This window comes from Legionella micdadei, assembly GCF_000953635.1.
GTDB classification, from domain to species: domain Bacteria; phylum Pseudomonadota; class Gammaproteobacteria; order Legionellales; family Legionellaceae; genus Tatlockia; species Tatlockia micdadei.
Window position 1 is genome coordinate 2,676,366 of the sequence record NZ_LN614830.1, and the last position, 23,954, is coordinate 2,700,319.

A 23,954-nucleotide genomic window follows, 5' to 3' on the forward strand; every position below is an offset into this window, starting at 1 on the left:
TTACATAATTAAAGATTCAAGAATCGCCATGCGCATGAATACACCGTTAGTAACTTGCTGTAAAATGCAAGATTGAGGTCCATCAGCGACATCGCTATCGATTTCCACACCACGATTCATCGGCCCCGGATGCATGATGATGGCATCAGGCTTCGCAAATCGAATTGTCTCCCGAGTCAAAGCGTATTCACGACGATACGTGGTTAAATCCATTTGTTCATTTTCTTGTAACCGCTCATGCTGAACGCGTAAGCAAATCACCACATCCGCATCAGCTAAGCCTTCTCTTAAAGAATGGGTCACTCTTCCGTAATGAATTTGCTGTGGTTGCCAGATAGGTGGGGCAACAAGTACTAATTCGCCTATACCCACCGTTGCACAAAGACACTGCAGTGAATTGGCTACTCGCGAATGCCGGATATTTCCAATGATAGCCAATTTGAGCTGAGTTAGATTAGGCTTTTTTTCAACTATCGTCATCAAATCCAACATCGCTTGGCTAGGATGGGCGTGCTGCCCATCACCAGCATTAACAATATGGATACCCTGTGTTAATTTTTCAGCTAGGGTATTTTGTAATCCATCTTGCCGATGTCTTATTACGAATAAATCAATCCCCATTGCGGACAAAGTTCTAATCGTATCCTCAATTGCCTCTCCCTTTGTCTCAGATGAACCTTGTAAATTAAGGTTAATTGCCATCATGGATAGCTTTTTAGCTGCAATCTCGAAACTTACACGTGTTCGCGTACTATTTTCATAAAAAAGATTGGCTACGGTGTGTTGGGGATAACTAGGATATTGGTGACTATTCTTAAAACTCAAAGCGCTTTGTAAAAGCGAATTAATTTGTTTGTCGGAAAGTTGACTGATTTCTAAAAAATGTTTCATGTTTCTCTTAGGAATGCTGCAGCCACTGCTCAAGAATAATACAGGCAGCAAAGCTGTCGATTTGAGATTGCTTGATTTTACGGTATCCGCCCTTAGCAAACAACTGAGCACGGGCTTCTACAGTAGATAATCGCTCATCAACTAAATGGACCGGTAAAGAAAATCGTTCTTCTAATTGACGGGCAAATTGTCGTGCAGCCTCAGTGGTATACAATTCACTATCATCAATACATGTGGGCAAACCTACAATCAATGCTTGTGGACGCCATTCGTTAATTATTTTCTGGACTTCAGCCCAATGAGGCATGCCTTGTTTTGCATCAAGGGTCGTTAACGGCCTAGCGCTGCAGGTGATTTGTTGGCCTACAGCCACACCAATACGCTTATAACCAAAATCAAATCCTAAATAAAAACCTTCTGGCATAATTTCTCATTTATTTCAAAGAATTAGGCATGGCCTGCTTGATTGGTTAATTGATTCATTTTGACGCCAATACTCAAACCCGCATACTCCCAACGCTCAGAAAAGGGTACCTCATAAAGGATCTCAGAAGAAAAAGGACAAATCAGCCAAACATTAGCAAGCACTTCTTGCTCTAACTGGCTCTCACCCCAACCGGTGTATCCTAACGTCACTAAAGCGTCTTTGGGTCCAATGTCAGCAGCAATTGCGCGAATAATATCATTCGAAGTCGTGACCGTCACGTCATCCCGCAAAGACAAGCTCGAGCGCCAGCCGCCGACAGGCCTGTGAATAACGAAGCCGCGCTCAGGCTGTACTGGCCCGCCAAAAAGGAGCGGCATTTGGTAGCGTTCAGTTGAAGCAGATTGGATTTGCATTTGATCAAAAACCACACCTAACGGGAATTGCATGGGCCGATTAATCATTAAACCAACCGTACCTTGCACATGATGCTCACAAATGTAAATAACTGATCGCTCGAAATTAGGATCAGTAAGAGAGGGCATGGCTATCAGAAGATGGTTGGCCAGTGAGGAATGCATGTCAGCCCCCTAAAATCTCACCAGATTTAATTTAAGTATATACTAAATAATTTGTCACAATTTGTTTAAGCAAGTTAATTTTCAACAAATAATTTCGATCAACACAAACTCCCGTTCACCACAAACAAAGTGTATACTCTGCAACTTTAAGGATAAATAAGGATATTTTGTTCGTGGAACCTATTGAGCTTAAAAAACGAGATGTATTCTTTCTACGTGCTTTGGAAACGGATGAACTGCTTATTCTCATTTTTACTGTCACCCTGTTCGTTTTGCTAGTGTCAGTCTATCTTTGGGATAGAAATCAAAAAAAACATACAGTCTTACGCAATTATCCCATTATTGGCCATTTTCGCTATTTCCTTGAGTACATCGGTGTATATCTTCGGCAATACCTTTTTGCGGATGATAGACAGGAATTACCCTTCAATAGGGCAAATCGCTCCTGGGTTTATCGGGCTGCTAAAAATGAGGATACCACTATCGGTTTTGGGTCCACACGCCCCTTACACAGCATAGGAACCGTTTATTTTGTAAGCGCTCCGTTCCCTCCTCTTGAAACGAATAAAGCCACTATTAGACCTGTTACTATAGGCCCCCACTGCCGACAGCCTTATACCTCTACCCACATTTTTAATATTTCTGCGATGAGTTATGGCGCCATATCAAAGCCAGCCATCCAAGCTTTAGCGAGAGGGGCAAAAAAAGCAGGTTGCTGGCTTAATACTGGGGAAGGCGGAGTTTCCCCCTATCATCTTGAAGTGGGCTGCGACATTGTTGCCCAAATTGGAACAGCAAAATATGGCTTCCGTGATGCGCAAGGCAATTTATCCGATGAGCGCTTACGTGAACTAGCCGCCCATGACTGCATTAAAATGTTTGAGATTAAACTGAGCCAAGGAGCAAAACCCGGTAAAGGTGGGCTTTTGCCTGCTGTAAAAGTAACGGAAGAAGTAGCTGAAATCCGCGGAATTCCCGCTTATCAAGACTCGATTAGCCCTAATCGGCATACTGATATTGCTAATGTGGATGAGCTTTTGGATAAAATCGAGCATATTCGCCAGATAACAGGTAAACCCGTTGGATGTAAATTTGTACTCGGTAGCTATGAATGGGTTAAAGACCTTTGTTTTACAATTCATCAGCGGGGCATACAATTTGCTCCGGATTTCATTAGTTTAGATAGTGCTGATGGCGGCACTGGCGCCTCACCACAAGGCCTTATGGATTATATGGGAATTCCTATCCAAGAATCGCTGCCTCGCCTCGTTGATATTCTGGTAACTTATAATTTGCGAGATCGAATTAAAGTCATCGCAAGCGGTAAACTCATTACCCCTGCTGAAGTGACTTGGGCGCTCTGTGCCGGAGCCGATTTTATCAATTCAGCAAGGGGATTTTTGTTTGCTTTGGGCTGTATCCAATCGATGAAATGCCACAAAAACACTTGTCCTACTGGGATTACCACCCACAACCCTAAATTACAACACGGCTTGGTTGTAGAAGATAAAGCTGAGCGTGTTTATCATTACGCAACGAACATGGCTCACGAAGTTGCCACGCTTTGCCATTCTTGCGGCGTTAATGAACCCAGGGAATTACAACGAAGTCATGCACGCATAGTAAGGGAAGATGGTTTCTCAGTATCTTTGGAAGAAATATTCCCCGATCAGAAACCGTTACCTGAGTATATGTTGTAAAAGCCAACGGCTTTGCGCTCGCTCCGCTAGCCCGTAAAAGGGCTAAACCATTATTCGCTCTCTTAAAGCTCTCACATGTTCATGAAGATCTTCCTCTGCATAAGCACAGGCAACCAAATCAGGCTGCCAAATACTATGTGGCCAGGCGCTATCATCTTTGAACCGTGCAACAACATGAATATGAAGCTGTGAAACGATATTACCTAAAGCACCAATATTTAATTTCTCGGGTTTGAAATAATCCTGCATTATTTGAGAAATGGCTGCTATTTCTTCAGTGAGGATCTGGCGCTGAGAAGGCAATAATTGATAAATTTCTTGAATATTTTCTTCTCTGGGTACCAAAATAATCCATGGAAAATTAGCATCTTTTTTAAAATAAAGACGCGATAGAGTCCAATCCGCTAGAAAAACTGAACTTGCCTCGATACGACTATCCACTGCAAAAACCATGAATCACCTGTTACTATTACTATCAATTTTTTACTTTAACTTGGCAGCATGAAACCGCAAATGATCATCAATGAAGCTGGCAATAAAATAATAATTGTGGTCATACCCTTTCTGCCACCTCAGGTTTAAATCCACATTTGCTTTTAAACACGCAGCTTGGAAAAGTTCCGGGTTTAATTCTGTGTCCAAAAAAGGATCTTGTGTGCCCTGATCAATTAAAATGGAACCATGTGGCCATCCGTTTTTTAGAACTAACTCGCAAGCATCATGGTTTTTCCAAGTTTCCTTTTCTTCACCCAAATAGCCTTTAAATGCTTTCTGCCCCCAAGGGCACTGCGCAGGGGCACAAATAGGGGCAAAGGCCGATAAAGAACGATATTGTTCAGGCCGTTTAAGGGCTAAAGTCAATGCGCCATGCCCCCCCATTGAATGCCCAAAAATACCAGTACGTTGCTCATCAAGAGGAAAAATTTGGTTAAGTAATTGAGGTAACTCTTCTGTGATATATGTAAACATTCGATAGTGTTTAGACCAAGGCGCTTTTATCGCATCGAGATAAAACCCTGCTCCTATACCAAAATCATCATCATCCCTGTCCCCCGGTAACTCAATGCCTCGTGGACTTGTATCAGGAACAACTAAAGCTAAACCTAATTCGGAGGCAGCTCTTTGTGAACCAGCCTTTGTAATAAAATTCTGTTCACTCGCAGTTAATCCTGACAACCAGTACAATACGGGTACTTTATGTTGTGTGGCTTGCGGGGGTAAAAATAAACCAAAGCGCATTGTACAATTTGTTATCGCAGAGGGATGTTCATAAACATATTGCGTTCCATCAAAACAACGATGCGCTTCAATAAGTTCAAACGCCATAAAATTAATTCCCTATTAAAACGTTACAATTGTCCGTATCGATTCTCCCCGATGCATTAAATCAAATGCCTCATTAATTCGCTCGATAGGCAACACGTGGGTAATTAAATCATCAATATTAATCTTTCCTTCCATATACCAATCAACTATTTTCGGCACATCCGTTCGTCCCCTAGCCCCTCCGAAAGCGCTTCCTTTCCAAACCCGGCCAGTCACTAATTGAAAAGGCCTGGTGGAAATCTCTTCACCGGCACCTGCCACACCAATGATAGTACAGACACCCCAGCCTTTATGACAACATTCCAACGCTTGCCGCATGAGGTCGACTTTTCCTACACATTCAAAGCTGTAATCCGCACCACCTTTAGTTAATTCAACGAGGTAATTGACAAGCTCGCTTCCTAATTCTTGAGGGTTAACAAAATCGGTCATACCCATTTTTTCAGCTAGGGCACGACGCTTCGGATTCACATCAACCCCGACAATCTGCTCGGCTCCCACCATACGCGCCGCTTGAATAACATTAAGGCCAATACCGCCTAAACCAAACACCACCACTTTCGACCCAACTTCTACCTTGGCAGTATAAATGACTGCCCCAATGCCAGTAGTCACTCCGCAACCGATATAACACACTTTTTCAAATGGAGCATCTTCACGGATTTTTGCCACAGCAATTTCCGGTAATACAGTGTAATTGGCGAAAGTCGACGTTCCCATGTAGTGAAAGAGAGGTTCACCATTTACACTAAAGCGGCTACTGCCATCAGGCATCAGTCCTTTACTTTGGGTTGTACGTATTGCTTGGCAAAGATTGGTTTTTTGTGAAAGGCAAAAGTTACATTCCCTGCATTCAGGAGTGTAAAGCGGTATAACATGATCACCAGGTTTAAGGGAAGTTACCCCAGGACCAACCTCAACAACTACACCAGCACCTTCATGCCCCAAAATCACTGGAAATAAACCTTCTGGATCGACACCCGACAAAGTGTAGGCATCCGTATGACAAACACCCGTCGCCTTTATCTCGATAAGTACTTCACCATCCCTTGGGCCAGCTAAATCAACCATTTCAACCGATAATGGCTCACCTACTTTATGTGCAACAGCTGCTTTAATTTGCATTGATAGTCCTCTTTAGATGATACATAGGATTATGATCAACATTATATAAAAAAGGAATCTTTAACTTTATGATTTTAATAATGCATTCCAAACAGGACTAGCCAGATTCCAAAAATTAACTGTAATATACTTAGGCATTATGGCTTAATATTTTTCCATTCAATAATCGAAGCAGAACCACAGTTGCTACAAGTAACTTTTAACCCTGCAGCAAAAACCCATTAGTTACAGTTATTAATAATTAATCAAATCCTATACGTTATACTTAAATTACAGCGAATCACTCATGCGTAATATAAATATGGACCTAAATCAAATTCGCGCATTTATTGCTGCCGCAGATTTTGGCTCCTTTACTTTGGCAGCTGATTTTCTTTACATCACACAATCAGCGATTAGTAAACGCATCGCTTCTCTTGAAGCAGAAATTAAAACGCCGCTATTTATCAGAGATCATAATCGCTTAATCCTCACAGAATCAGGAAAAATTTTCCTACCTCATGCCATAGAAGTACTACAAACAGTGCAAACCGGCATCTCATCTGTCAATCTTTTTTTAGAAAAGCAAAAAAAACCTTTAAAAGTGGGCTTGGATTTTTTAATTGGCAGCTTCATGCTTCCTGATTTTTTAGCCTCTTTTAGCCAAGGGAATCCCAATATCGACTTCTCGGTCAATTATTTATCTCCCTTAATGAGCCTAAGGGCACTGCGCAATCGAGAGATAGAGCTTTGTCTAAATTGCATTAGTAATAAAATTGTTCACGAGTTTGAATTAATCCCCCTATTTACATTACCCTTTGTTATTAAACTATCTCGGACGCATCCGCTGATGAAGAAGGAACAAATAAGTTTAGAAGAGATATTAGAATACCCAGGCATAGTCATGCCTAAATATGCTCCGCCCCGGCAGGTATTGGATAATTTTCTTTACCGCAAAAATTTATTTCTACCTATTCAACACGAAGCTGAACCAATTTTTGCATTACTAAAACTTGCCAAATTGGGCCTTGGATGGAGCTTTATTCCAAAAAATATCATCGACAAGGATTTAGTAACAATTTATGAGCATAAGGATTTATCCATCAACTATTTTATCATTTATCGAAAAGGACATAAGCTCAGTAATGATGCACAACGTTTTATCTCTACCCTAAAAGAGACTCAATTTTTTGAATATGACCATTAGGAAATGCCAACTTGCTTAAAACCGAGGCCTAGCATTTTGGAGTATCTTGAGTATAAGATTTAAAATCAAAAGCTAAAAATGCTGAGAGAATTATGCATACCCTTTATCCAGTTATTAAGCCTTATCAATGCCATGAGTTACGTGTGAGTCAGCTTCATGTGCTTTATGTGGAGGAGATAGGAAACCCACAGGGCATACCGATTATTGGCTTGCATTCTGGACCAGGAGCAGGGGGTGATACTCATTTACGACGCTTTTTTGATCCTCAAATCTACCGCATTGTGCTTTTTGACCAACGAGGCTGTGGGCGTTCTACCCCCCATATTGAGCTACACGACAATAACACCCAAAGCCTGTTAGAAGACATTGATACCATTCGTGATTACTTGAAAATCAACCGTTTTGTCTTATTTGGCGGCGGCTGGGGTGCTTTACTTGCCCTCCTCTATGCGCAACTTTATCCGCAGCAGGTATCTGCCTTGTTACTGCAACAAATTTTTTTAGGTAGGAAGAAAGACACCGATTGGCTTTATAAAAGCGGGACAAATCTGATTTTCCCTGATTACTGGCAAGAATTTACTAGCTTTGTACCTAATGAAGAGCAACACGACCTTCGTCGATTTTATACCCAATGCCTCCAGGGGGATAATGAGTTAGTCCGTATGTCCGCAGCGAAAAGCTGGGCCATGTGGTACGCACGTTGCAGCAGCTTACAATCACACTTATACGTCATTGAGCAATTCAGTGACCCGCATTTTGCCCTTGCGCTTGCTTGCTTGCAGTCCCATTACATTAACCATCGCTATTTTATTGAAGAAAATCAAGTTCTATCCCATATCCACAAAATTAGGCATATCCCTACTTACCTCGTTCATGGCCGCTACGATATGATATGCCCTTTAGAAGGCGCTTGGGAATTACATCAAGCTCTTCCTGCTTCAAATTTACGAATCATCAGGGATGCCGGTCATTCCGACCGAGAAATAGGGATCATTGATGCACTCATTGATGCAAGTATAGAAATTTCACGTCAGGGTTTAGATGCATGCTAACTGTAATCCAGCGAGTAAGTGAAGCAAAGGTGGTTGTCAACAATGAAATCGTAGGAGAAATAGCCCACGGCTTAATGATCCTTTGTGGCTTTGAAAAAGAGGATACTGAACCTACACTTTTACGCATGTTAGAAAAATGCCTCAATTACCGTATTTTTGATGATTCCCAAGGAAAAATGAACCTAAGCCTCAAAGAGGTCAACGGAGGACTTCTACTTGTCCCCCAATTTACATTAATGGCGGATACCAATAAGGGCTTACGTCCTAGTTTTTCTAAAGCCGCGCCACCTGAATTAGGGCAAACTTTATTTCACCGGTTGCTCGATTTAGCCAGGGAAAAATATTCCCAGGTAGCCAGTGGTCAATTCGGTGCGAATATGAAAGTCCACTTATGTAACAATGGGCCAGTCACATTTTTGCTCCAATTCTAGTAGTTCCCAAGAATATGAAAGTGGTGTAACATCAACTTTCGCATCCTAAAAAATAGAAGAATCATGCGCTTAATTGCCACTCTTGCAACGATGGTCAGTTCTTTAATGCTTTGTTCCTGCCTGCATAAAGGCAACAATCCTGTTGATCCCTATGAGTCAATTAACCGCAAAATCTACAATTTCAATATGGCTTTTGACGCCACCGTATTAAAACCCCCTGCTAAAATTTATAAAGCGGTGATACCTGCCCGGGTTCGTACGAGCATAAACAATGCTTACAATAACGTGTACATGCTGCCGACAGTAGCCAGTGATCTTTTCCAAGGAGAATGGAGACAGGCGATAAAAGACAGCTGGCGTTTTTTGATTAATTCAACTATTGGTGTTGCCGGCTTTTTTGATGTTGCCGATAAAGCCTTTAGTCTACCGCCCCACTACAACGATTTCGGCTTAACCTTTGCTAAATGGGGGAAGAAAAAGTCAGTTTATATCGTTCTGCCATTTTTAGGTCCAAGTACCGTTCGCGATGCTCTGGGATTACCGCTTGATTATGCCTTTACTCCCTACCCATATTTACCGAGTGGGGTCGCAATCTATTCCATTGCAATATTGAGATATGTCGATCTGCGATCCCAATTGCTTGAAACCGATGCGATTATGAATGAAGCACTGGATAAATATGCGTTCATGCGTGATGCCTATCTACAACATCGAAATTACTTGATCACTGGCGAACAGGCCGATACCGACGCTTCGTTGTATGTGGATGAGCAAGATGTGGGGGATTACGTGGATGAACCCGCTTCAACAAAAAAATCAGTTAAATTGAATAGTAGTAAAAATGCTGCACATCGCTCTGCACCAGCCCGAAATCCCACCTAATACGGGTAATATTATTCGCTTGTGCGCTAACAGTGGCGCACAACTGCATCTGATATACCCCCTAGGCTTTACGCTTGATGATAAGCGGATGCGTCGTGCCGGGCTTGATTATCAAGAATGGATTAACATTATTCATTACTCTAATGAACAGGATTTTATAGAAAAAAACCAACAACGTCGGATTTTTGCATGTTCGACAAAAGGTCAAAAAAATTACCATGAGGTTTGTTACCAGGACGAAGATATGCTGCTCTTCGGCGCCGAAACACGAGGACTACCGGCAGAATTGAGAGAACGCTATTCTGCCATTCGTATTCCAATGTGCCCTAATAATCGCAGCCTTAACCTATCCAATGCTGTTGCCATCATACTTTTTGAAGCCTGGCGTCAGCTTGATTTCATGGGCTGTGCTTAATCTGCATGGATTTACTCACAAGTCATTTTTTATACTATCCAGGCCGTATTTGAGCTATCTCATCCATTTCACGTCTGTATTGGGCTTCTTTTGAAAAAAAAGTTCGACAAAGCGGTTTTAATCCTCCACTTAAAACGTCAGTGAATTTTTGGGAAAAATGTCGCTCAAACCAACCCGCTTGGTTGTGGGTACAAATTTCAACTATCCCTAGAATCATCTCTCTGTCAGTACTTCCCAAAGCAATTTTATCCTGAAGTTCTTGGTACAACACATGAACAGCGTTATATCTTTTAATTATTTTTAACTGTCTTGGAGTAGGCTCTTGAGAAGGAATTAGCTCTCCATGGTTATCAACTTCAATCCCTTCTAGTCTCAACTTCTCAAGTAACCGAAGCCTAAATGTTTTGACGGTTTCTTTGAGTGATTTTGCCTGTGCTACACCATGCACCAAAGGACAGGAGAAGTAAATTTTATCCACCTTGAGCTTTTCTTGCATTTGCTGAACGCTTTTGTAAAAATTGGCAAAAACGGGATCAGCCATTGCGGCTATCTGTTTTAAGAGCCCATCCTCATTTAAAGGCACTAGCATCCTGTCCATCCACTCAGATTCGCCCATATTTCTTTCCACAAGTTTAGAAAAATCTGAGTTATCTGACAGGAACCCCTGAAACTGTATCAGATTGGCAATAGACACCGAATCCACTGTCGTGCGGAAATCCCTGTCTCTTTTGATCGATAAAACAATGCTTATTAACGAAAGATAGGTAATAAGTGTATAACCTAATTCACCATTGGCAAGTTGATTATGGTATTGGATGTAGTTATATAAAAAATTAATAGCCGAAATATCATTTTCATTGATATCAGTAAGGCTTAATTCATATCCACCTAACTGGAGAAGTTCATCTGCCCCAATAGGCTCCTTTATTTGGGCATACTTTTGACTAATATAATGGGTTAATTCGAGAGCTTTGAAATAATTTCCGTCCCTCAAAGCATCCACATATTCTTGTGTGTTCATCATTCGTCCCTGTTTATAATCAACTATTGATCTATTTTGACAATACAATGCCAATTAAATCAATATATAAGCAAAAAATTAGCGCATTTTATGAGGCCATTTTTAGATTTAATCAGATCAATGCACTATTCTTATAATGAGTTACAAAATTAGGAGAGATAAGAATCATGCCAGAATATAGTTATAGGGGATTTATCATCTCCTATAAAATCAATGTATCCAAAGATAATTTATATAAGGCAGACGGAAAAGTGGTTAAGCAAGGGAAGGATGCCTCTGGAATTGCACAAAAATTTCATACAGAATCCCTGACTGAAAGCGGTGCTAAAAAAGAAATCAAAAAATTAATCGAAAACTATGTCGATTTCGAATGGGAAGAATTTCATTCGATGCATTAGGAATTGGGACAATTCTCTCGCTTCCCGACGGCTTGTCCTGGAAACAAGCCGTGGAATGGAGACGCGAAGCCTTCTTTGCAAATTATCTTCGCAACAAGCGCGCTAAAATAAAACCAATGCCAGCAGCCATCAGTAAGGATGACAGAGGACTCGAATGCACCTTTTGTACAATTTTATCGGTATGGCCTTTGACATTTTCTTGCAACTCATCAAATCGATGCCTTCCTTCATCATAAATTTGCGTACCCAATTTTTTTGCCTCGTGGTAAACGTGATCTGCTTGCTCTGCAATCTCACCACGGTGTGCTTCATGTCGATTTGGTGAATGCTTTGTTTTATCCTGTTTAGTATTCATTTTAATATCCTTAAATAAAATGCAGTTAAATTTTATCGCTCCTTATGCTGCAACGCACAAAGTAAGTTTAGTTGCCCTCTAAGACCTTGTCCATTTCTGAAACCCACATTCCGCAGAGGAGTTTATTTTTGTAGGCTGAAACCGCAATCACACAGCAACTAGGGGGGATTGCTTTCTCGTGGTGAATTAAGCTCATGCCTTTTACTTAGGTGTGTACGTAGGCTTTTATCAAAGGCATTGAGACTGTAGAGGCAATAAGCAATCATGCAAGAGATATTTGCATAATCACCTAGCTGGGGAAATGACTAAATATCTGTATTATGTCGGCAAAGCTTTATTGGTAGGCCAATCTTTGACTTTGATCATGTTCAGGAGGGAGAGGCTCTGCACCAGGATTGGATTGTTGCACAAGGGCAGGATAATTATCCAAAAAGTTGATCCCTTCCTCAATTTCTTTTAACTGGACATCAAATAGATTACGGCCATCCACATAAAGGCTATATGCTGTTATTGCCAACATTAAGCCGGATAGAATTGTCATAGCCACTCCTAGAAGGGCTATACCGAGTGGGCCGGAGCGATAGCAGCCCCGAAAATAACGATTCCAGAAGCACTAGCGAGAAATAATAGGGAATTAGTGAATAAATTTAAGCCAGACAATAGTTTTCTACCCGTCTCTTGTACAAGATCGCTTTTTACTAGCTCAAGCCTATTGCGAATCAGATTCCTGTGCCTGGCAGGGTCGAAATGAGGATTAGAAACTGCGTCCGCCATTGCATTTTGGATACTCCGATACAGAGAACTAATATTTAGAGAATCTGAGAGCACCCTTAATTCATGACAACTGGATGCGATTTTCGAAGCATGTGCTTTTAACTTTAACAGAGCTATGTATTTATGCCTTTCCCCTTCCAAAATTGAGCGCTCTAACAACTTGGCTTGAATTTTCTTTTCTAATTCTGTTGAAGAGAACCGAGGAAAATAAATTCGGGTAAAAAAGAACATACTACTTTGCTACATTAATTAAAATGTGGCCATTTTAATCAAAAATTTTCTACTTATCAACCGCTTTATTAGTTGGATTACGTTCAGAGAAAAATGGCTGGCTATGGCCTAGAATTTTGAAGTAGCTGGAGTATAGTACTGTGATTAATCATCATTAGAGAAAAATAATGAATCGCTACTCTTTTGCCGAAATTAATGCCAAAACTGCTGAACGAATCAACGAGCTTGGAGGAAAACCGATTAATCTTTATCGAATTTTGGCAAATCAGCCCGATATGCTGGATGCTTGGTTAGAATTTGCGTATAGCCTGCGCCTTTCTGCTAAGACACCACGTAAGCTCCGGGAGTTGATGATTCTAAGGACAGCACAACTGCAAAACTCAACTTATGAATGGTATCAGCATAGAAAAATGGCTCATGCTGTGGGTGTTGACGAACATCAAATTGCCGAATTACCCATGTGGACATCGTCTGATGCGTTTAGTGCAAAAGAAAAAGCAGCGCTAGGATTGACTGAGGCGGTCGTGCACGGCCAGGTTAATGATGCGACCCATGCCGAAGCAGCACAGTATTTTACGGAAGCTGAGATGATTGAATTAGTCATGACAGCCAGTTTTTACGCAATGGTTCCACGGGTGCTCAATGCATTGGATGTACAAATTGAAAAAGCGTGATTTTTCCACAGTCAGATAGCCCTCCATTCGGGCCTACCTGACTATCACGACGATTATCGCTACTCTAAACCAATCATCTTAGGCGAGCAAACGTAAGCATTTCCTAAATTGGTGACGTTGGTCTGCTGGGAACCACCACTCACAAAACCACCATGACGATCAAAAGAACCGCTCGTTGAACCAGTAACTCCAGCGCGATTTGTCACTAACTGAACATAGTTTGCACCTAACTTGGCTGCCTTATTCCTGAGATCATTCATTGCACCTTCTTCCAGATTGCGATTGGAAGTAAATCCACCTGTAAAGAAATTACCTTGATTGCCAACAACTTGGCCTACATATTTGCATCCTTTGGGTACAGGGTTAGGAGAAACAATGACACGGGTAGCCTGTGGATCAGTAGGAATCGCGGCGCAACCGCTTAAGATTAAGGTAATCGCTGAAATGGAAAGTAATTTTTTCATAATCACAACCTTATTTATTATTTTTTGAACACACTGGCATAAAAAGCCGATTGCAGGGTGATCTTAATTACTCTTTTTCATAAATACAAGAACAGAGTTTACAGACCAGCCAGCGTGGCCCAATAAAAAATAACTCGTCCTTCCAAACGTCCGAGAAATCTCCTGATATTGGGCACGGTGTATTTTGATGTACTAGGGAAATAAATCATCTATTCCTTTTAAAGCATGGCTTTCACAATTCATTCAATCTTAAAGATTGGGATAGAGTCCAAAACCCTCTCCACGGATCGGTTTTTAACGCTTGTAAACGCTTTAATACAGTACGGATCGTATAAAATGTGTCTTCATATTGTTCACTAAGTTCATCCCACCGAATGGGCGTAGCGATGGGGGCATGAATTCTGGCACGAGTTGAATAAGGTGCGATTGCTGTGGCGTCACGCTGATTGCGCAGATAATCAATAAAAATTTTTCCCTTCCGCTTAGCTTTTGTCATTTTACTGATGTATTTTTCAGGATTTCTTTTTTCTAAAAATTCAACAAAAACACGGGTAAAGTTCTTTACTTCATCCCAGTCATATTCTGCTTTAACGGGTATAACGATATGAAGCCCTTTTCCACCTGTTGTTTTAACAAAAGAGGTTAATTCATACTGCTGTAACTGCTCTCTAATATCAAAAGCTGCCTCAACTACCATTTTCCATTCCACATCAGGAGCGGGATCTAAATCAAAAATCAAAATATCAGGATGCTCAAGATGGTTAATCGTGCTTCCCCAAGGGTGAATCTCTAAAACGCCCATTTGCACTAAATTTAGCAATCCTTCTTTGTTATCCAAGTATAAGTATTGTTCGACTTCACCTTTTTTATTTTTAACAGGAACTTCATGTAATTTTGTCAATCCTTTATTAAGGTGTTTTTGATAAAAACATTCTTTATAGTTATTAGGACAACGTACTAAAGTTAAAGGCCGATTAAGGATGTACGGCAGAATATAATCACTAATTTTATCGTAATAATCATAAAGATCTTGTTTGCTAATTTTATCTTCCTTATAAAGAATTTTTTCGGGACTGGACAATTTCTGAGGATTACCCATCATAGCAGGTGGCTCTGATTCGATTGATTCCAACGAGCGTTCTTTTTCTTTAATAACCTCTTGCGCTTTCTTATCCGTGCGAAGTCCTTTAAAGCTAGGATGCCTTAGTCTTCCTTCGTCGGTCCATTCTGAAAACTCTACTTCAACAATCAATTTCGGTTTTACCCAAGTTGCTGTTTTCGCTTCAGGCGGGAATTCATTGAAAGGGTTTTTTTTAATTTCAAGCGGTTTGAGTTCATTGTAAATTTCTTCTAGTGATTTATCAGTAAATCCTGTCCCGACATTCCCAATAAACACTAACTCCTTATCTTCATTAAAAACACCTAAATAAAGCGAACCAAAATGTTTTCGAGAACCCTTTGGTTTTGTAAATCCGCCAACCACAAATTCCTGTCGCTTAGAACATTTAATCTTAAGCCAAGATTTACTACGCTTCCCTAGGTATCGACTATCGGCCCGCTTAGACACAATCCCTTCCAGAGCAAAATCGCATGAGTGTTTAAACATGGCTTCGCCTTGACCAACAACATGATCACTGTATTTAATGGACAATGGGGCTTCTTCGAGTATTGTGGTTAATATTTTTTTTCGCTCGATAAGGGGTAATGAACGAAGATCATATTGTTCAAGGTATAACAGATCAAAAATATAATAAAAAAGAGAAGATTGTTTTTCTGATTTTATTGAGTTTTGCAATAATTGAAAATTAGAGCGGCTCCTTTCGTCTAAAGCGACAATTTCGCCATCAAAAATACCATTTTCTACTGGCAATTTTTGCAAATCAGGAATGAGCTGGTGAAACTCCGTTGTCCAATCCTTTTGATTGCGGGAAACAAATCGAATCTTGTCTCCTTTTTTAAATGCAACCATGCGGTAACCATCAAATTTAATCTCATGAAGCCAATTATCCCCTTTAGGTGGTTTGTCAACCAAAGTGGCCAATTGTGCAGAAATTGTTTTAAGAAAAGGGCTAGTCTGTAAACTTGCTTTTAATTCAGGATCAATAAAATCAGCCCTCGGGTTGGCTTTATTTTTACTCCAAACACCCTGGTAATTGCGGCTAATCTCCTCTATTGATTGATCATTTAGAACACTTCGGGGTTCTTCTTTCGTAACATCATACTCTGAGAAGGACTTGGCAAATTCATCATCATATTTAATGAGGAACCATTGATTTTGTTTAAAACGAATTAGATCCCAACGCCCTTGTATTTTTTTACCGTTGAGTTCAAAACGAAGATGGCCTTGGTGATAGGCCTCTTCCGGATCATCATCCAGCGGAACCCAATGCCCTTGATCCCAAAGCATTACTGTTCCTCCTCCATACTCCTCTTTAGGAATAATCCCTTCAAAAGTGCCATATTCAATAGGATGATCTTCAACATGGATTGCGAGCCGCTTTACCTTAGGGTCAAGACAAGGCCCTTTAGGTACAGCCCAACTTTTAAGGACGCCTTTAAGCTCTAAACGAAAATCATAATGAAGGTGGGTTGCAGCATGTTTTTGAACAACAAAAAGAAAATGTTTGGTTTTATGCACATGCCCTTTGGGCTCTGGCGTTTTTTTAAAATCCCTTTTTTGTCGATAGCTCTCTAGGCTCATGGAGTATCCTGGTTTTCTTACTAGTATAGCCAAGAGCCAACGTTTTACGCCGAAACTAAATCTGCCAGGCAACGTAGATAATCACCCGCAATATCCAAATTGGTTTCGTCTGCGATTTCGCGAATACACGTCGGGCTAGTCACATTAATTTCTGTTAAATAATTTCCGATGACATCGATTCCAACGAAATAAAGCCCCATCATTCTGAGCGTAGGAGCAATTTGCTGGCAAATCCATCTATCCCTGTCAGTGAGTGGCACCACTTCTCCACGTGCTCCTGCAGCAAGATTCCCGCGCAACTCACCCTTAGCGGGGATACGAGCCAGAGCATAAGGCACTGGCTCTCCATTGATCAATAAAATGCGTTTATCCCCCGAAGTAGTAATTTCAGGAATGTATTGCTGCGCCATAATGCTAACCGTTTGGCCTTGAGTGAGTACCTCCAAAATGACTGATAAATTTTCTGCTTTTTTATCCACATGAAAAACTGAATTTCCGCCCATTCCCTCCAATGGCTTAAAAATCACATTTTGATGTTCTTGCCAGAAACTGCGCAGACGGCTCATGTCCCGACTCACCAAAGTCTGTGGGCAACATTGAGGAAAATTGAGCGTAAAAAATTTTTCGTTAGCATCACGCAAGCTGCTTGGTTTATTCGCTACGAGTACTCCATCACGTTCGGCAAGTTGGAGGGCATAAGTGGCGTAGATGTATTCCATGTTAAACGGAGGATCTTTGCGCATTAAAATAATATCAAACTCACTTAATGGTTGCTCCCCCACTCGCCCTATCTCAGCCCAACTGCTCAATTTTTCATCCCTGACTCGAATTGAGGAGACTCGCGCATAAGCGAACCCATCCCGACAATACAATTCTTCTTGTGTAAAATAAACACAATCCCACCCAAGTGTTTGCGCACTCTTAATCATGGCAACGGTGGAATCCTTATAAGCCTTTATTTTATGAATAGGATCCATTAAGACAGCAAGTCTCATCATTCGCCTCCAATCGCGGCAATTTCTTTTGCTGCTGCAAGCGCTGCCAAGCGTGCAATTACGCCGTAAGCATAAAATCGATTTGGGCATTCGATGACGGCCAAATCATTGCGCGGCATATTGCAAGCTTGGGCAAAAGCAAGCGGTTCAAAATGCATGCCTGGGGCATTGAGATTTTCATCTGTACCTCGCCCCTGGTGCACACGATAAAACCCTCCGACAACAAATTGTCCTATCATATAAACAACAGGCTCAGCAACCGCGCCATTAGGCATTGTTTCATAGGTGTATACACCTTCTTGAACCATCACCCTATCGACTTTGCGCCCCCCTTTACTGGCAGCCATGCGCGTTCGTTGTTTACGATTGAGCTGGCGTATTTCTTCTCCATCGTGCACCATGATCACGCTCATGCCATAAGTGCCATTATCTGCCTTAACCACCACAAAAGGTCTGTCTGAGATACCATAAGTAGCGTATTTATCCCTTATCATCTCAAGTAATTGATCGACTTGGTAGGCTAAATTATCAACCCCTTCTTGCGCCATAAAATCCACACCCTCCACTGCAGTGAAATAAGGATTAATTAACCAAGGATCCATATCAACTAATTTGGCAAATTCAGAAGCAACTTCGTCAAAAAAATGGAAATGATTCGATTTAAGCCTTGACGCCCAACCTAACTTTGGTGTGGGTCTGATGGGCTGATTTAAATTCTGTAAAATCTCAGGGATACCTGATGACAAATCATTATTTAGCAAAATCATGCAAGGCTCAAAATCTTGCAATCCGACTTTATCTTTAAAGCGCTGTAGTGGCTCCATGAGTAGGGTCTGCCCCTCATCGGTAGTGATTTCTGTTGCTGTCGTTACTTCGGGATTTAAACTGCCAATACGCACAACAAATCCTGCTTTCATAAAAATATCGCGTAAAACCCCTAAACTAAGCAAATAATACTTATTGCGCGTATGACTCTCCGGGATGAGCAAAATATTTTTGCATCTTGGCAAGTAATCAACCATTACAGATTGAGCCGCCTGAATACATAATGGCAAAAAATCACGATTCAGATTGTTAAAGCCAGCAGGAAATAAATTAGTATCAACCGGAGCTAATTTAAATCCAGCATGGCGCAAATCCACTGAGGAGGTAATGGGGGGAGGCGTTTCTTGCCATTTTTGCCGAAACCAAGATTCAATTGTAACAGTTTGTTTTAAAATTATTTTCTCTACATGGTGCAATGGGCCGCAATGGGCTGTGGTTAAATGAGGCACAGGAAAATTTTCATGATGCATATTCTCTCCCCCTAATAAGCTTATCAAGCGATGTTAACTCAGGTTAAGGGTTGAATAAACCAAAACTTGTTGCAAATTCGCTGTGTGTTCCTGTGATTTCGCTTCTCGCGAAGCTCGTCAGCAGGATGCTTTATGTCCTTTTTCTGTTATCATGGCGGCAACCGAAACGAAATACAGAGAGCATAGGACATGCTGACCGACATTATTCAACAATATGAGCCCCAGATTCAGACTTTTCACTATTTATTGATATTGATTAATGCTATTTTACACGTCCTTTTCGCAGGTGCTGTGGCGCGGGATGCCGGAAATCTTTACCAAATAGGTCAACGGCCCGCTTTAGTCTCAGCTGCCACCTGGGCTTTCGCCACCTTGATTGGCGGTGTAGTGACAGCAGCAGTTTACTGGTTTATCCACCATTCTACCCTGACTAGACCAATGATTAGAGAGAATCATTATGAGAGATCCTAAAATTAGCACAATTGATGTGCATGAATTAAAGAAGCGGCGTGATGCGAACCCTGATTTGTGCTTAATTGACGTGAGAGAATTAGATGAGTGGCAAACCCTACGCATTCCCGGTGCCTTACATATCCCCAAAGACGAATTACCTGGATGCATCGAAACGGCAGTTCCCGAGCGAAATACGCCAATTTATTTACACTGCAAGGGAGGTGTCCGTTCGCTTTATGCCGCAAATTGCTTGTTAACTATGGGATATAACGAAGTTTATTCAATTGATGGAGGGATAGTGCAGTGGGCAGCGTCGGGATATCCTATCGAAAAATAAACTTAGACTAATCATAATGGCTCAGCCCCAGCCTTTTTTGGTACATCTTGCGAGAAAACATGGAAAGCCTGTGCTATTACAACAATCTACCAGTACAATAGAAGGTTGGGTCAATCCCAACCTTCTTGGTTAGTGTTAAGTATAACTTAAACTACTCGTGTCTTCTTTTTGAGTATAGTGTTAAGTATAACTTAAACTACTCGTGTCTTCTTTTTGAGTATAGTGTTAAGTATAACTTAAACTACTCGTGTCTTCTTTTTGAGTATCGGTTTGCTTTCCATCCTCAGGCACTGAAGGAGGGAGTGTAGGTTGTGTAGCTTGGGGTTCAGGCTTTTTAGAGCTTAGAAAACCAAATATGCTGCCCAAATATGATTTCTGCTCATCAGTTGGCGCGCCCTGCGGTGCCTTAGCCTTCGTTCTTTCTAATTGCGCTAGATGCTCTTTGCGTAAGGCTTCTTCATCTTCTTCTTGCTTTTTCTTCTTATCAATTGCTTTTTGCTTTACATTTTGCTCAACCGTTATGTTCGCAGCTTCGTGAATAACGTTGTTACATAAAGTTAAGTAATAAGCAACATCCAGTCCTTCAATAGAAGAAAAAGGATCTTCTAGCTTAAATTTGCCTGTGGATTTTCCATTGTCGTAAACTTGAGATTCAATAAAAACTTTGGCAAGGTTCATGAAAAATTCCATATCATGAGAATCCATGTCATTGCCTTTTACTCTACCAATATTGATTAGTGAGCGACGGAAAAAATCACTTCCACTGCCTAAGGCCCCTCCTTGGCACGTATAACTGGTCCCTTCAACATGCTTCGGATCTAAAATGCTTTCACCATAGGTTTCAGTAATTTCAGCCCCGATCAGAGTAATGATGCTTGTTAGAATGTAACTTTTATCTTCTTCTTCTCGTTGAGGCTCTTCCTTGGATAAAATCTCAGCTACTTTTTTAACGAACAAAACTTGATGTTTACGGGGCTCAGGCAGAAGTTCATCCGTAAGGACTTTTCCATGCTCCAATCTTAAAAGATCAGCATTATAAAAGAACCCTATGATTTGATGACTACCTTCCTTCGGCTTACTGCCATTTAGTATCTCATCGTATGATCTTACTGCAAATTCAAATCTACCTCTCATTATTTCTCTCCTTAGACTCCATGAAATAGGTGGTAAATCACTTCACCGCCATCAGTGTAAACTAATTAAATTCATTCGTCATGAGTTTTCTTTAAACGAATTATCCAATTTACAACCTTATGATCGGATTAAAAAAAACATTTTTTGTCTAACTTAAAAACATCGAATAAAATCAAACTGACTTTGTTTTGGTCGCAACGAGTTTTTTTATTTGAGCTATTTACCCCTAATCAAAACTCATTTAGGATGGCGTCCATTATTTATTGCTGCGAGATCATGATGAAAAAAGGGTTATTGTTGGTTCTATTAACTTTTTCCTCTGTGCTGCTTGCTAATCCCAAACCACCCAAACTTGTAGTGCAGCTGGTTGTCGATCAATTACGGGGTGATTTAATCGAAAAATACCATCATGAATTTGGAGCAAATGGTTTTAATTATTTACTCGGCCATGGGCTTGACTACCACAATGCTCACCACCCCCATGCGAATACTGTCACTTGCGCCGGCCATGCTACCATCGCAACAGGTTCATACCCAGCGTTGCATGGTATAGTCGATAATGAGTGGTACGATAGAAAGACAGGTCGGAACCGTTATTGCGTAGCCGATGAGAAAAGCACTATTCTACCTACCTCACGTACACAAAAAACGTTAGAGGGACGTTCTCCACGTAACTTGGCCGCTTCTACATTAAGCGATGAGCTTGTCCTAGCGCAAACGGGCCGGGCGTTTGCTGTTTCATTAAAAGATCGTTCTGCAATTACGTTAGCAGGCCATGCTGGCAAAGCATTTTGGTTTGATAAAGAAAATGGCGGGTTTGTTACAAGCCAACATTACTACTCAGCCTACCCACAATGGGTCATCGAATGGAATAACCATTACAAGCCCAAAGATGAGACCTGGAATTTAAGCCAACAAGCTAACCACTACCATTTTGCCAAAGCACCTCGCTTTATAAATCGATTTCCCGGTTTCGGCCAAGAGTTTCCGCATCATTTAGGCGCTCCCGACTCGTCGGAATATTATAAATTTTTATCAATGAGCCCCCTTGCTGATGAGCTTACAGCCGATTTTGCTATCACTCTCTTAACTAAGGAAAACTTAGGTAAGTCAAATGGCAAAACTGATTATCTGGCAATTAGTTTTTCTGCTGTTGATGCAATTGGACATCAGTTTGGCCCGAATAGCCTGGAGTCAGAAGATAATTTACTTCGTCTAGATAAAACCCTGGCTAAATTGTTTGCTGCCCTCGAGCAACAGGTTGGGCTACAAAATACGCTTATAGTACTCACCGCCGATCATGGTGTAAGTGATTCACTCACTTATCTTGCGGCCCATCATGTTAATGAAAATCATTCCTTAGAAATTACGCAATTACAAAAGAAAATCGAAGAAACTTTAGCGAAACGCTATCAATTACCTCCGAATAGTTTACAAGCAGTCTCATTACCCTATATTTACCTCAATCACCAAATCATTAACGAACATCAGCTCTCAATCAGCGAGGTAAGTCATTATCTTGCAGATGTTCTGCGGCAGCAGCAAGATATATTCCAAGTTTATCCCTTGCCTTTAGTCAACGTAGAGCGCGATTGGCTTAGTGCGAAAGTCGATAAAATGGCTTTTCCAAAACGTTCAGGAGATCTTTATTTGGTTCCTCCACCTTACCAAGCCTCAGCCGATAAAAACGAACAGAGGGGTTCTCATGGCACTCCCTGGCAATACGACAGCTATGTCCCGCTATTGTTTGCCAACCCTGCATTTAAAGCCCAACGTATAAATCATAGCGTGAGCACTACCGATATAGCTCCTACTTTAGCTGCTGTGCTAGCGGTCAAATTACCTTCAGCCGCTGTGGGACACCCGCTTTCAGAGGTCTTACATGAGCTTGAGAAGTAATCTGAGTCTCCCCTGTTGGATTTAACAAAAACGGTCAATTTGAGTGCATGTTTTCTCGTAGAAAGATGTCAAAGAGGGCCGCTTCCCTAATAGGGGCTGAGCTATTGCCTCGAAGGAACATAATAGACAAAACGATTTCACCCTGTTTAATCGTGTAATGAAAGATCAAATAATAAGAAGGTCGAGCCAAAGCTCAGTTTATTTTAGCGAGGGTTTTAAAGGGCATCTGGTAAAATACATGGAAGGTCATTTACCATCTTGAAATTACCCTGGGTTCTAGCTACTTTTATAAATAAAAGTTCTAAAATTACAAGAGCATGTAATGGAAAATAAAGCGAAAACGTTTATCCTTTTAGCGGCGCTCACTGCTTTGCTCCTTGTTGTTGGTAACTTGTTAGGCGGACATACAGGCTTAGTCATCGCACTCGCTTTGGCCGTCATTATGAATTTTAGTGCCTACTGGTATTCGGATCAGATTGTGTTACGGGCCTATCAAGCACAACCTTTAGATGAAACACACCCTGTATACACTATAGTCTCTGAATTAGCTAAAAAAGCACAAATACCCATGCCCAAAGTCTACTATGTTGATACTCCTGTGCCTAATGCTTTTGCCACAGGCCGTAATCCGGAACACGCGAGTGTTGCTGTAACCACAGGGATTTTAAGCCGCATGAATAAGGAAGAACTAGCAGGAGTACTTGCGCATGAACTCTCCCATGTTATCCATCGTGACACATTAATCAGTGCTGTAGCGGCTACAATCTCTGGGGCTATTGGTTCTTTGGCAAACATTTTCATGTGGAGCTCGATTGCTCGCTCTTCGGAAGACGACCGGGTCAATCCAATCGCCGCTATAGCCATGACCGTACTTGCACCCTTAGCAGCAGGTTTGATTCAAATGGCAGTATCGCGTTCTTGCGAATTTGATGCGGATGCAAGTGGGGCCAAATTATGCGGGAATCCGTTGTGGTTAGCCAGTGCGTTAGCAAAACTGGAAGAAGCGAATGGCCAAGGTCAATTCCAAGCCGCTGATGAGCACCCTAATACTGCACACATGTTTATCGTGAATCCTTTGAGTGCAGCAAAATTAACACAACTGTTTTCTACTCATCCACCTACCGAAGAACGGATTAGACGTTTGCAAGCCATGGCACGTGAAACTTGGGCAAGATGAGGCAGAGTGGAATAGAGCAGACTTAATTGTTCA

26 protein-coding genes are annotated in these 23,954 nt (G+C 41.3%); 12 read left to right on the forward strand and 14 right to left on the reverse strand.

Features of this window, described 5'->3' with window-relative positions:
* Genes LMI_RS11870 through LMI_RS11880 form a run of 3 tightly spaced genes read right to left on the reverse strand, consistent with a single transcriptional unit; the run spans nucleotide 1 to nucleotide 1,896 of the window.
* On the reverse strand, nucleotides 1-891 hold the full coding sequence (locus LMI_RS11870) for an aspartate carbamoyltransferase catalytic subunit (protein ID WP_045099993.1): 891 nt from the start codon (nucleotides 889-891) through the stop codon (nucleotides 1-3).
* 7 nt (nucleotides 892-898) lie between these two features.
* Nucleotides 899-1,315, reverse strand: coding sequence for a Holliday junction resolvase RuvX (ruvX, locus tag LMI_RS11875; RefSeq protein ID WP_045099994.1), 417 nt, complete (start codon nucleotides 1,313-1,315; stop codon nucleotides 899-901).
* Nucleotides 1,316-1,338: 23 nt separating this feature from the next.
* Nucleotides 1,339-1,896, reverse strand: coding sequence for a YqgE/AlgH family protein (locus LMI_RS11880; RefSeq protein WP_045099995.1), 558 nt, complete (start codon nucleotides 1,894-1,896; stop codon nucleotides 1,339-1,341).
* 173 nt (nucleotides 1,897-2,069) lie between these two features.
* Here LMI_RS11880 and LMI_RS11885 point away from each other — a divergent pair, with 173 nt between their 5' ends.
* Complete coding sequence (locus LMI_RS11885; RefSeq protein WP_231852155.1) at nucleotides 2,070-3,596, forward strand: FMN-binding glutamate synthase family protein; 1,527 nt, start codon at nucleotides 2,070-2,072, stop codon at nucleotides 3,594-3,596.
* 42 nt (nucleotides 3,597-3,638) lie between these two features.
* Here LMI_RS11885 and LMI_RS11890 read toward each other — a convergent pair whose 3' ends face one another.
* Genes LMI_RS11890 through LMI_RS11900 form a run of 3 tightly spaced genes read right to left on the reverse strand, consistent with a single transcriptional unit; the run spans nucleotide 3,639 to nucleotide 6,047 of the window.
* Nucleotides 3,639-4,049: an HIT family protein gene (locus LMI_RS11890; protein ID WP_045099996.1), complete on the reverse strand. Its 411-nt coding sequence runs from the start codon at nucleotides 4,047-4,049 to the stop codon at nucleotides 3,639-3,641.
* A gap of 30 nt (nucleotides 4,050-4,079) precedes the next feature.
* Nucleotides 4,080-4,922 (reverse strand): S-formylglutathione hydrolase, encoded by an 843-nt coding sequence (fghA, locus tag LMI_RS11895; protein WP_045099997.1) that lies wholly within the window; start codon nucleotides 4,920-4,922, stop codon nucleotides 4,080-4,082.
* Between the two features lie 15 nt (nucleotides 4,923-4,937).
* A complete protein-coding gene (locus tag LMI_RS11900) occupies nucleotides 4,938-6,047 on the reverse strand; it encodes an S-(hydroxymethyl)glutathione dehydrogenase/class III alcohol dehydrogenase (RefSeq protein WP_045099998.1) in 1,110 nt (369 codons plus the stop codon).
* Between the two features lie 286 nt (nucleotides 6,048-6,333).
* On the opposite strand from LMI_RS11900, the gene LMI_RS11905 reads away from it, so the two are divergent.
* The 5 genes from LMI_RS11905 (at nucleotide 6,334) to trmL (ending at nucleotide 10,013) form a co-directional block, all read left to right on the forward strand.
* Nucleotides 6,334-7,233: a LysR family transcriptional regulator gene (locus tag LMI_RS11905; RefSeq protein WP_082050746.1), complete on the forward strand. Its 900-nt coding sequence runs from the start codon at nucleotides 6,334-6,336 to the stop codon at nucleotides 7,231-7,233.
* Nucleotides 7,234-7,325: 92 nt separating this feature from the next.
* Nucleotides 7,326-8,285 carry a prolyl aminopeptidase gene (gene pip, locus LMI_RS11910; protein ID WP_045100000.1) on the forward strand — a complete coding sequence of 320 codons (960 nt, stop codon included), beginning with the start codon at nucleotides 7,326-7,328 and terminating at the stop codon, nucleotides 8,283-8,285.
* On the forward strand, nucleotides 8,279-8,716 hold the full coding sequence (dtd, locus tag LMI_RS11915) for a D-aminoacyl-tRNA deacylase (protein ID WP_045100001.1): 438 nt from the start codon (nucleotides 8,279-8,281) through the stop codon (nucleotides 8,714-8,716). Before pip ends, dtd begins: the two co-directional genes overlap by 7 nt.
* Before the next feature lie 63 nt (nucleotides 8,717-8,779).
* Nucleotides 8,780-9,598: an MlaA family lipoprotein gene (locus LMI_RS11920; RefSeq protein WP_045100002.1), complete on the forward strand. Its 819-nt coding sequence runs from the start codon at nucleotides 8,780-8,782 to the stop codon at nucleotides 9,596-9,598.
* A complete protein-coding gene (gene trmL / locus LMI_RS11925; RefSeq protein WP_045100003.1) occupies nucleotides 9,558-10,013 on the forward strand; it encodes a tRNA (uridine(34)/cytosine(34)/5-carboxymethylaminomethyluridine(34)-2'-O)-methyltransferase TrmL in 456 nt (151 codons plus the stop codon). Before LMI_RS11920 ends, trmL begins: the two co-directional genes overlap by 41 nt.
* 34 nt (nucleotides 10,014-10,047) lie before the next feature.
* Here trmL and LMI_RS11930 read toward each other — a convergent pair whose 3' ends face one another.
* A complete protein-coding gene (locus tag LMI_RS11930) occupies nucleotides 10,048-11,037 on the reverse strand; it encodes a hypothetical protein (RefSeq protein ID WP_143000993.1) in 990 nt (329 codons plus the stop codon).
* Between the two features lie 164 nt (nucleotides 11,038-11,201).
* Between LMI_RS11930 and LMI_RS11935 the strand changes: the two genes are divergently transcribed.
* On the forward strand, nucleotides 11,202-11,432 hold the full coding sequence (locus tag LMI_RS11935) for a hypothetical protein (protein WP_045100005.1): 231 nt from the start codon (nucleotides 11,202-11,204) through the stop codon (nucleotides 11,430-11,432).
* A gap of 82 nt (nucleotides 11,433-11,514) precedes the next feature.
* Here the strand turns inward: LMI_RS11935 and LMI_RS11940 are convergent, their stop codons facing one another.
* Both LMI_RS11940 and LMI_RS14950 read right to left on the reverse strand, forming a co-directional pair.
* Nucleotides 11,515-11,787: a hypothetical protein gene (locus LMI_RS11940; protein WP_052679559.1), complete on the reverse strand. Its 273-nt coding sequence runs from the start codon at nucleotides 11,785-11,787 to the stop codon at nucleotides 11,515-11,517.
* A gap of 334 nt (nucleotides 11,788-12,121) precedes the next feature.
* Nucleotides 12,122-12,328, reverse strand: coding sequence for a hypothetical protein (locus LMI_RS14950; protein WP_052679560.1), 207 nt, complete (start codon nucleotides 12,326-12,328; stop codon nucleotides 12,122-12,124).
* A gap of 631 nt (nucleotides 12,329-12,959) precedes the next feature.
* Here LMI_RS14950 and LMI_RS11950 point away from each other — a divergent pair.
* A complete protein-coding gene (locus LMI_RS11950) occupies nucleotides 12,960-13,466 on the forward strand; it encodes a carboxymuconolactone decarboxylase family protein (RefSeq protein WP_052679562.1) in 507 nt (168 codons plus the stop codon).
* A gap of 59 nt (nucleotides 13,467-13,525) precedes the next feature.
* Here LMI_RS11950 and LMI_RS11955 read toward each other — a convergent pair whose 3' ends face one another.
* From LMI_RS11955 to gshA, 4 genes are all read right to left on the reverse strand, one after another.
* Nucleotides 13,526-13,930 (reverse strand): DUF4156 domain-containing protein, encoded by a 405-nt coding sequence (locus tag LMI_RS11955; RefSeq protein ID WP_045100006.1) that lies wholly within the window; start codon nucleotides 13,928-13,930, stop codon nucleotides 13,526-13,528.
* 232 nt (nucleotides 13,931-14,162) lie between these two features.
* Complete coding sequence (gene ligD / locus LMI_RS11960; RefSeq protein ID WP_045100007.1) at nucleotides 14,163-16,631, reverse strand: DNA ligase D; 2,469 nt, start codon at nucleotides 16,629-16,631, stop codon at nucleotides 14,163-14,165.
* A 44-nt stretch (nucleotides 16,632-16,675) separates the two neighbouring features.
* On the reverse strand, nucleotides 16,676-17,626 hold the full coding sequence (gene gshB / locus LMI_RS11965; protein ID WP_045100008.1) for a glutathione synthase: 951 nt from the start codon (nucleotides 17,624-17,626) through the stop codon (nucleotides 16,676-16,678).
* Nucleotides 17,626-18,921: a glutamate--cysteine ligase gene (gene gshA, locus LMI_RS11970; protein ID WP_045100009.1), complete on the reverse strand. Its 1,296-nt coding sequence runs from the start codon at nucleotides 18,919-18,921 to the stop codon at nucleotides 17,626-17,628. Before gshA ends, gshB begins: the two co-directional genes overlap by 1 nt.
* 189 nt (nucleotides 18,922-19,110) lie before the next feature.
* On the opposite strand from gshA, the gene LMI_RS11975 reads away from it, so the two are divergent.
* Nucleotides 19,111-19,392: a hypothetical protein gene (locus tag LMI_RS11975; protein ID WP_045100010.1), complete on the forward strand. Its 282-nt coding sequence runs from the start codon at nucleotides 19,111-19,113 to the stop codon at nucleotides 19,390-19,392.
* Nucleotides 19,379-19,711, forward strand: coding sequence for a rhodanese-like domain-containing protein (locus LMI_RS11980; RefSeq protein WP_045100011.1), 333 nt, complete (start codon nucleotides 19,379-19,381; stop codon nucleotides 19,709-19,711). Before LMI_RS11975 ends, LMI_RS11980 begins: the two co-directional genes overlap by 14 nt.
* A 225-nt stretch (nucleotides 19,712-19,936) precedes the next feature.
* Here the strand turns inward: LMI_RS11980 and LMI_RS11985 are convergent, their stop codons facing one another.
* Nucleotides 19,937-20,845, reverse strand: coding sequence for a hypothetical protein (locus LMI_RS11985; protein WP_045100012.1), 909 nt, complete (start codon nucleotides 20,843-20,845; stop codon nucleotides 19,937-19,939).
* A 276-nt stretch (nucleotides 20,846-21,121) separates the two neighbouring features.
* On the opposite strand from LMI_RS11985, the gene LMI_RS11990 reads away from it, so the two are divergent.
* Both LMI_RS11990 and htpX read left to right on the forward strand, forming a co-directional pair.
* A complete protein-coding gene (locus tag LMI_RS11990; RefSeq protein WP_416419525.1) occupies nucleotides 21,122-22,744 on the forward strand; it encodes an alkaline phosphatase family protein in 1,623 nt (540 codons plus the stop codon).
* A 322-nt stretch (nucleotides 22,745-23,066) separates the two neighbouring features.
* Nucleotides 23,067-23,921, forward strand: coding sequence for a zinc metalloprotease HtpX (gene htpX, locus LMI_RS11995; protein ID WP_045100013.1), 855 nt, complete (start codon nucleotides 23,067-23,069; stop codon nucleotides 23,919-23,921).
* The last annotated feature ends 33 nt before the right edge of the window (nucleotides 23,922-23,954 follow it).